At 66.7% G+C, this 10732-nt stretch carries 11 protein-coding genes and 5 pseudogenes; 9 read left to right on the forward strand and 7 right to left on the reverse strand.

All coding sequences use genetic code 11. The features are described 5' to 3' along the window. Positions 1–608: 608 nt before the first annotated feature. Positions 609–929: a hypothetical protein gene (locus tag ACZ5PB_RS43180; protein WP_468699202.1), complete on the forward strand. Its 321-nt coding sequence runs from the start codon at positions 609–611 to the stop codon at positions 927–929. A 63-nt stretch (positions 930–992) separates the two neighbouring features. On the opposite strand, the gene ACZ5PB_RS43185 is transcribed toward ACZ5PB_RS43180, so the two are convergent. Then, a complete protein-coding gene (locus ACZ5PB_RS43185; protein ID WP_468699203.1) occupies positions 993–1952 on the reverse strand; it encodes an SMP-30/gluconolactonase/LRE family protein in 960 nt (319 codons plus the stop codon). A gap of 137 nt (positions 1953–2089) precedes the next feature. On the opposite strand from ACZ5PB_RS43185, the gene ACZ5PB_RS43190 reads away from it, so the two are divergent. Continuing rightward, a complete protein-coding gene (locus ACZ5PB_RS43190; RefSeq protein WP_468699205.1) occupies positions 2090–2539 on the forward strand; it encodes an Lrp/AsnC family transcriptional regulator in 450 nt (149 codons plus the stop codon). Positions 2540–2590: 51 nt separating this feature from the next. On the opposite strand, the gene ACZ5PB_RS43195 is transcribed toward ACZ5PB_RS43190, so the two are convergent. Next, positions 2591–2731, reverse strand: coding sequence for a hypothetical protein (locus ACZ5PB_RS43195; RefSeq protein ID WP_468699207.1), 141 nt, complete (start codon positions 2729–2731; stop codon positions 2591–2593). Between the two features lie 219 nt (positions 2732–2950). Beyond that, entirely contained in the window at positions 2951–3211 is a 261-nt protein-coding gene (locus ACZ5PB_RS43200) for a hypothetical protein (protein ID WP_468699209.1), read from the reverse strand. Between the two features lie 68 nt (positions 3212–3279). Here ACZ5PB_RS43200 and ACZ5PB_RS43205 point away from each other — a divergent pair, with 68 nt between their 5' ends. After that, a complete protein-coding gene (locus ACZ5PB_RS43205) occupies positions 3280–3648 on the forward strand; it encodes a hypothetical protein (protein ID WP_468699211.1) in 369 nt (122 codons plus the stop codon). 55 nt (positions 3649–3703) lie between these two features. On the opposite strand, the pseudogene ACZ5PB_RS43210 reads toward ACZ5PB_RS43205, so the two are convergent. Beyond that, positions 3704–4473, reverse strand: a pseudogene (locus tag ACZ5PB_RS43210) (transposase); the annotation flags it as partial. A gap of 247 nt (positions 4474–4720) precedes the next feature. Beyond that, positions 4721–5152 (reverse strand): annotated as a pseudogene (locus tag ACZ5PB_RS43215) (hypothetical protein); the annotation flags it as partial. Positions 5153–5603: 451 nt separating this feature from the next. Here ACZ5PB_RS43215 and ACZ5PB_RS43220 point away from each other — a divergent pair. Further along, positions 5604–6578: a hypothetical protein gene (locus ACZ5PB_RS43220; protein ID WP_468699213.1), complete on the forward strand. Its 975-nt coding sequence runs from the start codon at positions 5604–5606 to the stop codon at positions 6576–6578. On the opposite strand, the gene ACZ5PB_RS43225 is transcribed toward ACZ5PB_RS43220, so the two are convergent. Together ACZ5PB_RS43225 and ACZ5PB_RS43230 are read right to left on the reverse strand one after the other, a co-directional pair. After that, positions 6575–6973, reverse strand: coding sequence for an NUDIX hydrolase (locus ACZ5PB_RS43225; protein WP_468699214.1), 399 nt, complete (start codon positions 6971–6973; stop codon positions 6575–6577). The genes ACZ5PB_RS43220 and ACZ5PB_RS43225 overlap by 4 nt on opposite strands. Positions 6974–7134: 161 nt before the next feature. Beyond that, positions 7135–7578, reverse strand: a pseudogene (locus ACZ5PB_RS43230) (transposase); the annotation flags it as partial. Between the two features lie 535 nt (positions 7579–8113). Here ACZ5PB_RS43230 and ACZ5PB_RS43235 point away from each other — a divergent pair. From ACZ5PB_RS43235 to ACZ5PB_RS43255, 5 genes and pseudogenes are all read left to right on the forward strand, one after another. Further along, entirely contained in the window at positions 8114–8461 is a 348-nt protein-coding gene (locus ACZ5PB_RS43235; protein ID WP_468699216.1) for a hypothetical protein, read from the forward strand. Between the two features lie 314 nt (positions 8462–8775). Beyond that, positions 8776–9537, forward strand: coding sequence for a leucine-rich repeat domain-containing protein (locus ACZ5PB_RS43240; RefSeq protein WP_468699217.1), 762 nt, complete (start codon positions 8776–8778; stop codon positions 9535–9537). A gap of 211 nt (positions 9538–9748) precedes the next feature. Beyond that, positions 9749–10010, forward strand: a pseudogene (locus ACZ5PB_RS43245) (hypothetical protein). An 8-nt stretch (positions 10011–10018) separates the two neighbouring features. Next, on the forward strand, positions 10019–10381 hold the full coding sequence (locus ACZ5PB_RS43250) for a PIN domain-containing protein (protein WP_468699219.1): 363 nt from the start codon (positions 10019–10021) through the stop codon (positions 10379–10381). A gap of 136 nt (positions 10382–10517) precedes the next feature. Then, a pseudogene (locus ACZ5PB_RS43255) lies at positions 10518–10732 on the forward strand (hypothetical protein); the annotation flags it as partial.

Raw genomic sequence — 10732 nt, forward strand, 5'->3', positions numbered from 1 at the left:
CGAACCCCGGCCGCATCAGGCCCAGGCGTCGGCTCCCCGGTATGCGGAGCGCGCGGCCCAGCTGACCATGTATGCCCCGTCTTCTTTTGGTCCGCAGGATCCACCTTTCGACGAACAAAGAGGGCGCGTACTGCCAATCGGTAGTGGTTCAAGGAAGCAACTACCAGCGGCAGTTGACTGACTGGAACTCTGTGCCGAAGCGCGTTGGTTGTCCCTAGCAGAGCCAAATAGGCTGGCACGGCTCTGCTCACGAGAACCGGCTCCGGTCCACTACGTGCGGTACTGGCCCTGCGCGCGGTCACCTGTGCCCGGTAATGATCCCTGACCTGTGTAGTCCTGAGTCGACTGCCGTCGATGTACCGCAGGTTCGGCCGACTCCACACGAAGTGACACCGTGGCGGTGCACAGTCCCGCGCCGCGGATGAGGAAACACGTGGAAGGTCCGCCACAGATCTCCCCGGCGGAGATTGCCGCCGACCCGAAGCTCACGGTGAAGGATCTGCGCGACTGACCCGCACCGCGCGCTGCCCCGGCCCTCCGTTGACGAGGGTTCGGGGCGCGCGTCGTTGCCGGTGATTTCTCCCGCGCTGCCCGGGTACGTTGCGAGGATGACCACCTACGTCGTGACCCTCCCCGGCACCCTGCTCGACAAGCTCAGCCCCACCGCGCATGAACAACTCCTGCGCGAGCTGAGCCCCGCCGACCCCCGCCATACCCACCTCGGCGAGACCGAGGACCTCGACCGGCTCACCGTCGACGAGGAGAACTCCACCTTCGTCATCCGCCTTGAAGTGCACGCGGCCACCACCAAGGAGGCCGAGGCGGAGGCCCGCAGCATCGCTACCCGGGCGTTGCGGGCGGCCGGGCTGACGGAGGACAGCGCACCGATGGGGCCTGCGGCACTGTCCGGGATCGACACGGAGGAGTGAGGCGGGGAGGGGGAGGCGGGCAGGGACGTGGAGCGGAGCGCCCAGCGGCTCCCCGCCCCTTGATCAGCGCGCCGCCGAGTCTCGCCACGGCTGACGCCCCGGCCCCGACGGGTGCAGACCGGTGACGCCCATGACCACCGAGTAGAGGCTGGTCTCGGCGGTGATGAAGAGCCGGTTCCGCTTGGGCCCGCCCCAGGAGATGTTGGCGACCGCCTCGGGGATGTTGAGCCGCCCGATCAGGGTTCCGTCCGGGTCGTAGCAGTGCACTCCGTCGTTCATCGCGGCCGCCCAGAGGCGCCCGCCGTCGTCGAAGCGCAGATTGTCGAAGCGGGCGCCCTCGCGGGCCGCCGCCTCGGCGAAGATCTTGCCGTCCGACAGCGAGCCGTCCTCGCGGACATCGAAGACCCGGATGAAGCCCGCCCTGGTGTCGGAGACGAACAGCTGCTGTTCGTCGGCCGAGAAGACCAGCCCGTTCGGCGTCTGGAAGCAGTCCGCGACCAGCCGCACCTCGCCGCTGTCCGGGTCGATCCGGTAGACGTTGTTGGCGCCGATCTCGCTCTCGGCCCGGTAGCCCTCGTAGTCGCTGGTGATGCCGAAGTCCGGGTCGGAGAAGTAGATGGCGCCGTCCGACTTCACCGCCGCGTCGTTGGGGCTGTTCAGCCGCTTGCCCTGCCAGTGGTCGGCCAGCACGGTGAGGGTGCCGTCGTGTTCGGTACGGGTCACCCGGCGGTTGCCCTGTTCGCAGGTGATCAGCCGGCCCTGCCGGTCGAGGGTGTTGCCGTTGGTGTGCCCGGCATTGCGGCGGAAGACGCTGACGGTGTCGGTCTCCTCGTCCCAGCGCAGCATCCGGTCGTTGGGGATGTCGCTCCAGATCAACTGCCGCCAGGCGGGCAGATAGATGGGCCCCTCGGCCCAGCGGCAACCGGTGTACAGGACCTCAAGGCCGTCGTCACCGTTCATGCACCGGCCGGTACGGAACCGGTCGTCGAGCATCTCGTACAGCCCCGGACGCTCACTGGTCATGCTGGCTCTCCCCATTCGATCCAAGGTCAAGGTCAAGGTCTAGATCTAGGTCCATGCGCTACCGAATCAGCTTCGGCAGTATCCGGATACTGCTGTATGCAATATGGTGAGCGCAAGACCAAACCGAATGGACTACCGTGGACGATCTCGACCGGGCCCTACTGGCCCAACTCCAGCAGGACGCCACCCAGTCCTACGCCGCCCTGGGCAAGGCCGTCGGCCTCTCGGCCGGTGCCGCCCATGAGCGTGTGCGCAAACTCCGCGACCGGGGCGCCATCCGCCGTACCACCGTCGAGGTGGACCCGGCGGCGGTGGGCGCCGGAGTGCTGGCGTACGTCATGGTCGACTCGACCTCCTGGATGGGCGACTCGGCGGCGGCGTTCGCCGCGCTTCCCGAGGTCCTGGAGGCGCACATCATCGCGGGCAGCGCCTCGGTGATGCTCAAGGCCAGGACCTCCACCACCGAGCAGCTCCAGGACGTACTGCGCCGGATCCACGCCATCGACGGCGTCAGCGGCACACAGGTGACGGTGGTCCTGGAGACCTTCTTCGAACGACAGGTGTCGCCGGGGCCGGTGGCCGGCTAGAGCGGCGCCGGCCGGCGGGGCGGTGCCGCCCGGGCACGGAACCGCCCCGGGTCAGCCGACCGGTGGCTGCTCCACGGCCTCCGCCGCCTCCGCGGTCGGATGTCTCGGGAACACCTGGTCCAGCCCCACGATGCGGAAGATTCGGCTGACGTTCGGCGGTACGGCGCCGAGGCCCGGCACCAGAAGAGCCATCCGAAAAGGTCAGCAGGGCCGGTTGAGCGTATCTGTCCTGTCCACCTGCTGGGCAGAGGAGTTGGTGTGCGCGGCGAGGTGTTCCCCAGCTGGCGTCAAGACCGCTATGCGCGTGACGGTGGGGAGCTTCAGGACGGCTTCGGCGCCCTCCGTCAGCCGGTTACATCAAGTGCCGGCTCGGGCCGTCCCCGGAACGAACCGGCCCGGTGGGGGAGGTGCTCAGAGCTCCATGACGGTGGTCTGCGCCAGGTCGGGCCCCGCGACGATGGCGCGGGCCTCTTCGTCGCTGAACTCCCTGGTCTGCCCGTCGTGTACCAGCAGTCCGTGTCCCGGCAGAGCACGCAGGGCTCTGGCCTGAGCGGTCACAGTGTCGCGCAGCACACGGATCACGTCGGCGTCGGCACGCTGCTGCTCGCGCAGGGAGCGTACGTCAATCTCCAGCAGTTCCAGGCGGCGCATCAGGTCGTCTATGCCAGTCATGCAAGAAGTATCCGTCTGCCGGCCGCCAGTTCAGGGGAGTTGAAGATACTTCCCCAGGTTCCTTCTTCGTGGCCTGCCAGAGAAGGTGGAATCCACGGGGTGCGGATCCTCTGAAGGAGGCCGACGCGCTCTCCACCGACAAGGCGATCCTCTACGGCTTCGCCCACCAATACGCGAAGGAAGGCTTGCGCGTGGTACCCGGACTGGAAATCGGTGGCCCCAGCACTACGGCATCGGCATACCCAAGGGCCACCGAGCCGATTGCCAACCGCCTCGCCACCTGGCTCAAGGACTACGTCACCACCAGCGACTGGCTCCAGGACATCAAGACCTCGCTGCCCCAGCTCGCAGAGGAGGAACGCGACTGGATCAACAAGTACAAGCCCAACAATGCTGCCATCGATGCCCGGTCCTGCCGCGACACCCCAGGACTCTGAAGTGACATCGCCCCGACTGTGTCCAGTATGCGGACGCCGGCGTTCCGGACTCCATGTGCGTGCTCCAGGCGGAGCGGGTGGCCAGGCGGGGGTGGAGGCGGTCCCAGGCCATCGCGTGGGCGATGCCGTACCTGTCGGTGACCTGCGTCGTCGAGGCATCCGGACCGCCCCAGGTGTCCGGCTTAGCGAAGCGGAACTTCTTGCCGTGTTTCGGTGGCCGCCCGCCAAGGGGGTAGGCCAGGGCGTATTCCTTGAACGTCGGGGTCGGCCGCCGCATGACGCGATCGGAGCGTATCCGTACCAGTACCTCGGCAAGGAGGCTAGCCAGCAGGTGGGTCATGCCCGGGGCGTCGTAGTCGGCGTCGAGGGGATGAGGATGTTGCGCTCGCCATGGTGCCAGCGGCCCATCTCGATCAGGTCGGTGACGACCCTGCGGACCTGGGCGGCGGTGACCTCGGCGACATCGTCGGCGGGTCCGAGACGAACGGCGTCCAGGAGCTGGCACCACGAGGTCCGGCCCGATTCGAGGGCTGCGACGAACGAGTACGGCCAACCGGGGACGAACTGTTCCGAGGATCGTCCGCTGCGGCCGTGGACATGACAGAAGTGACGGGCCGCACTGGTAGGGGCGTCCGACCGGAGCCAGTTGCTCACGTCGACGGCGAGGACAAGGAGGAGAAGACGGCCGTCAGCGGCCCGCGGTATCGGTATCGGCAGCCTGGCCAGCACCTGACGCAGCCGGGGCACGTCCACGTTTCCATGGTTCAGTGCGTCGTACATGGCGACGTGACCACGACGGTGCTCGGCCACCAGCGTCAGGTCCACGCGTAGCAGGGCACGCTCCAGGGCCGGGAAGACCCCCAGGAGCTGTTCGCGCAGGCGGTTGATCTGCCGGGTGCGGTCGTTGACGAGATCGAGGCGGCGGCTGGTGAGGTACGCAGGTCGACGGCCACTTCATCTCCGGGCCGCAGGAGTCCCAGGTCCAGGCGCATGCGGGCCTGGTCGGCGATGAGTGAGCGTCCTTGGCGTTGGTCTTGCTCTGGGCGCGGTAGCCGGCTGCGGCACGGTGACCGGTCGGGCCGGTGAGGTGGACCATCGACTGCCCTTGGCCGAGCAGGAGCCCGATGAGCAGAGCGGCGCCGCCGTGGTTGGTGTCCACAGCCCACACCACCTCACCCGAAGCGGCGACACCGAGCACCTCGCGGATGAGCTTCAGCGGTGCGGGGCCGTCGTTGCCGATGCGGCGCGACAGCCATCGCGATCTCCCCGGGATTACAGAAGAGCGCCCAGGACACCACGGCGTCGCCGGCGCGCTGTGCGCCCAGCTCCCTCTCGAAGCCGTCGATACAAAGGTCGCCTCCTGGGCTGGACCGAAGGCCCACGTTGTGCTGGTCCGGTCCTGGCGGTGGAAGCGGAGGTCGGCTCTTGTCGACTTCCGCGGGCGCGGTGCTTGCTCTGGCCGCAAGCCATTCACCTGGGAAATAACATGATCTAGCTCACCCACGCCGAACTCTCGTATGTTGAGACGTCATTGGACTAAGGAAATAACATGACCTAGCCTCCTTGGTGTTGACCTTGCTGAGTGTCAGTCCTCTGATGCGCGCGGTCTGCTCCGCAGACACGACGCGCCGCCGCTACGCGGCGGATAGCAGTGCCGCGCTCCGCGCGGTCTCGCCCGATGTCTCGGCGTGGGAGCAGAAGCGAACAACTCCGTTGTTCGCGGGAACGCTCCGCGTTCCGTGGGGAGGGTGGCGGCTTGCTGTCGTGCAGAAGGGGGAGGCGTGAGTGCGCTTCAGTACCAGGCATTGTCCATTCAGCAGTTGGCTGAGGCAGTGGCACGTGTGGCACCGCGGGATATGGGGGGGTGGGAAGCACGGGAACCTGTGGTTGGGGCGCTTGGTGTCCCTGTGAAGGTCTCCCGCGGGCGAAGCCGTCAGTTGTGGATGGTCGTTGGTATGTGGGACCGTGCGTTGGAGTGTGGCCAGTTCCCTGAAAGAGCGCACCGCACCGCCGCACAGCTCTTCACTACGCCCGTGCTACAGAGGTTTTGGGAGCTTGCGCAGGCAGGGAAACTCCGCAAGCTGGCGCCAGAGCGAGGCCAGCACCCTGAACTGCCGCTCGCGACGCTGCGGATCACAAGGGACTGCCTGAAGATTCTTGCCGTGTTGGTGTCGCCCGACCACACGAAGGTGTGGTTGCCGTCTGTACCGCAGACCGAACTCAAGGCACCGGTACGCTCTGAGGCTCTCGGCATTGTGTATAGACGCTTGGCGGACCTGGCCGCGACAGGGCCGTTGGAGCGGGGTGGCACAGCCTTGTCATACGAGGACCGGACTCGGCTGCTGGCCATGGTGTCGATCATTCTCGACACCGCACCGCGTTCCGGTGAGCTCGCGGCCTTGCGATTGTCGGACTTAAGTTCGGGTGAACAAGCTGTGGGGCTACGCCGCAGGCAACAAAAGGCGCCACCCAATCGGGCAGAAGAGATCGCTGAGCTGGCCGAGGTCGACCCCTCATCAGTACGAGCGGTGCTGTGGGGACGGCGCCACCAGGTTTCTGAGGCCACCTACCAGCGCATCTTGACGGCACAGAACGCCATGGCCCCCTTGCCGGAAGTCGAGTGGTACGCCCTGGAAGACCGTACGCAAGTGGCTGTGCGCCGCTGGCTCAAGGTCCGAGAGCAACTGATCGACTCGGGACCTTTGCAAGGCGGCCGCTCTGGATTGTGGGTGACCTTGGTACCTACCAAAGCAGGTCCGCCGGGTATCACCCTGCGCCCGCAAGGTTTGACTCAGGCCATCGCCCGAGGAATGTCGGCACTGAACTGGCTGATGGCCGGCGTACACGGGTGGGAACCGATGCCGGCCAGGATGGAGCAACTGCGCCGAGCCGTGACGGCGGAACCGGTCAGTCCGCCCGGTGCTGCTTAAACGCGCACACCCGCGCGGTGATGATGGGAGCAAAAGTCAAGACCTGTGGATCGTGATCTCTGGGTGGTTGCGGGAATATTGTGCTGCTCGGCGAGGCGGATGAACTCGCCTTGGTTGTCGGCCAGTAGATCGGCGGCCTGGCGCGCCGGGATGAAGTAGCACCGGAAGACCATGCCGTAGTCCTGGTCTCCTTCTTGTCCTGCAACGGTGTGCGTCCAGGTGTCGCGGGTCTCGGTGGGTTGTGCATTGAAGAACACGGTGACCCGGGGCTGGCCGGTGTCCGGGTGCTGGCGCTGCTGCACGGCCAGGGCGGTGCCCAGCGCAACGGCGGTTACGTCGGTTTCCTCCGCGATCTCCCTCAGGACGGCGTCGGTGAGACCCTCCCTGGGGTTCACGCCCCCTGCCGGGACCCTGGGTAATGGCCTCAGGATGATCCTGGTGATCGAAAACGAGTAGTTGCCAGCCGCCGGCAACGTTGCAGGTCACGTAGGCGGCTGTCCTCACGCGCGCGGGTTGCATTGGATGTCCCTTCATGATGTTTCGTGGCGATGCATAGTTACGCTGCTGCGGCCTCGGGCCGTTCGGCGAGGTGGCCGTTTTCGAAGCGGGCGCCGGAGCGGACGAGCGGGATGAGGCGGGCGTCGGTGATCGCGCGCCAGCGAGCCTGGGCGGACTCGACGAGCTTGAACACCATGGCGAGCGAGGCAGCCGGGCTGCCGGCGCCGCGGGTCACCTTGGTGAGGAGCTTGACGGTGGCGAAGGTCGACTCGATGGGGTTCGTGGTCCGTAGATGGATCCAGTGCTCAGCTGGGAAGTCGTAGAACGCCAGCAGTTCATCCTGGTCGTCGGTGATCTTCGCGACGGCCTTTGGGAACTTGGCTCCGTAGGTCTTCGCGAACGCGGTGATCGCCTTCTCTGCGTGGTTGCGGTCCTCGGCCTCGTAGATCTCCTGCATTGCCTTCGTCGCGCGAAGTGGCCGATGCGGATGTTGCCCCTTCGGGTCAGGAGCTGGCCGCCGCACCCACCCGGCAGGATCCCGCACCAGAGCGTCGTACCGGCGAACTCGCCGAGGAATGAGTCGAGTTCGTCGGCACCTGTCGGGCAGACCACTGGTGCATCGGATTCGGGATCCGCCAGAACGGCCGTCTGGATCTGCCGGTTGGCCACGCCCATCGCTAGCCCCTTCACAGGACAGCCCCACCTGACCGCCTGCCCCTCGAACGGCGTTCGGCAGGCAGGGCAGATCACTGCCCGCCGTCCAGCGTAGCCACCGTCACGAACAGGTGTGCCGGTCCTGCGGAAAATAGCTTACCGGCGCCCTGGGCTGGCTTTCTGTGACCAGGTCTTCGCACTCGGGCCACAGCCGGATGCCGCCGGTCAGCACCGCTAACGGTGGCACAAGGAACTACTCAAGCGCCTGAGCCGCTGGTAGAACCCGGCGCGGCCGTCGGCGGAAAGAGGTTTCGAAAAAGCCGCTCGGTGCGCGGGCACCAGCTTCGATACTGGCGGAATGTCTCACAGAAGGAGCCCGCACCGTGGAAGCTGAACAGCAGCTGGCGGCCCTGCTCAACGATCTGCCCGGCCATCACGAGGCCCGATTCTGGCGCGACTTGAAGGAAGCCGCCAGCCTGTACCGCATACGCTCCACCATGGCCTCTGCCGTACAGGAGGCACAGGACGGCGACTTCGAACCGCTGGCCGCGTTCGTCATGGATGTCTTCAACCGCGAGGACCAGCTCAAGGACATCACCAAAGTCCTTGCCACTCATCTCGGCACCACGATGCGGACACGCGCCTGGATCGCCGACGCCATTGCGGCAGCAGACCGCATCAACCGGGCCCGTGCTGTGAACCCGCTTGAGGGCCTCGTTGATAAGTGGTGAGCACCGGTACCTGCTCGAGGCGTACGGCGTGACAGGCGAGTGTGCCCGGCGGCAGCATCGGCTTCGGGTGATGGGCACCGCCGGGCGTCGTACAGCCTGGCACGGAGGTTGCGCGCGGGGCGGCCATGGTGCCGCAGAGCCGCCTCGGCACCACGGTCCTCGCGAGGCAATCACGCTCCGAGGACGGTGGCCCGGCCGAAGGCGCGGTGAAGACCCGGGACATGCCCCCGGCTCCCACCGGGCCCTCGCCGCCGCACAGGTTGCGACCGGGCAGGTTGGTGGTCAGGACAGGAGTCTCCCTGCGGGCCCTAACCATGTACTCAGCCGAGCAACCGGTCGCGCAGCTCTCCTTGTCCAGCGATGAGATCACCGATCTGAAGTTCCTCGCTGGACAGACGTGGCTGCGTTCCCTCGACATTGTTGACTGTCCTCATCTGATGGATCTTTCGGCACTCACCGGACCTCCGATCCAGTTTCTACACATTTCATCCACGCGGTCCGACCTGGATCTGCGCCCGTTGTCCCAGTTGCCGGACCTGGCGCGGCTCATGCTTACCGGCCCTGTGGATCTGCTGTGGCCCCTGACGGACCTGCTGACGTCGATCCCTCTTCAGGAGCTGGGGGTGGCGGGCAGCGTGTCCCTCGAGGGAGGTATGCGGGGTATTGGCAACTTCCCAGGAATGGCAAGCCTCGCTCTCAACGGCCCGTCGTGTCCGGCCTCCGCCGAAGAGTGGGCCGAGATCCGCTCCTTGCCCTATCTCACCGAGCTCAGCACGACCGCCGTGCCCTTGGAAACACTGCCGGTGGACGCGGTCCTCGGCGGTGTCTCTCATCTGGACCTGTCCGGAGGAGGCGGTGACCGCGTTGTCCAGGCGGCGGTGCGACGGCTGCCCCACACCTTTCCCAGGCTGGTGATCTGTGAACTGATGGGGGACATGACTGCGGAAAGGGACATCGACGTCACTCCACTGGCTGACCTGACCGGCTTGCGGCACGTCTTCATCGCGATCACCCGGGACCGTGTGAGGGGACTCGACTCCCCGGGTGAATCGTTGACCGTCAATCTTCTCCGGTGAAGCCGAGGGCAGGCCCGACCACACGTTTCACATCCGTGCTTCCACAGGAGCCCCCTGCCGCCTGCTGATTGCGGTGGGACGGTGAGGGTGCTTCTCCCGCGGAAGGCACGATGGGCGTTCCGCAGTCGAAGGCCGCGCTGTACGCGGCGATCCGTCGCGACCATCTCCTGGCCTTGTAGCAGCGGTCGTTGCAACGGACCCACAACGTGTCGTGGCGTACGGTCCGGCTCGATGCCTTCAAGCCGCCAGCAAGGACCGGCTCGCCGCGATCGCGGCCGCCGAAGGATTCTCGCTGCGTGCCTACCTGGCCCGCCTCGCCGACACCCCTCCTCACCCCGCAGGAGCGAGCCGACCGCGCGGCGGCCGCGCGGATCGCGCTCCAGGAGTGGAACGGGTACGCCCCCACCAAGGACGAGGAGCAGGACCTCGACAGCGAGCTCGACCGGCGTCTCGCCCAGGTGCAGCCGAGGTGAGCGGGGCGATGCACATCGTTCTGGACGAGAGCGCGAGGGCCGCTATCGGCCAGGGCAACGTCCTCGCCTCGCGGCTCATCCACCGCGCTCACGCCGAAGCCGAGTGGTTCCTGTACGCGCCAGCCTGCGCCCTTGTGGAAGCCGACCGGGCGCGTCCCGGTACCGCCGAACACCTTGCTGCGATGCCCGGGATCACCGTCCTTGACCTGGCCGCTGTTCTCGACGTGGCCAGGCAGGAGACGTGGGCGGCTGCGCACAGCCAGTTCGCCGCCCAGCCCACCCCTGACCGCCCCGACGAGGCGGTGATCGCCACTACTGTGCACGGCCGGTGGGCGAAGGAAGCGATCCGCGTTCTCGACCTCACGCCCTGAAGCCACCGGTGTACCTCCTGCCATAACCTCCCTCGCCCCCTGGGCGCCGTGGCCCCTATAGAACGCGGGGTCACAGAGTCTGCTTGCCTATCGGAGCGGCTCGACAGCGGCGAGTCGGCCGCTGACACTGTGGGTCATGGCGGATAGCACCTTGTGGGTCGCGGTTCTCACCGGTGCCACCGCAGTTCTGGCGAGCTGGGTAACCACACTTGGCAACGCCTGCACGGCAAAGATCCAGGCTGAGTCATCGATTCAGGTGCAGCACCGAGACCGGGTGCGGGCCAGTAGACGTACTGCCTACCTAGATCTGATGGAACACGCCCACGCCACGGGCGAGCTGTACTGGAGGGT

The organism is Streptomyces sp. NPDC032721 (assembly GCF_055579625.1).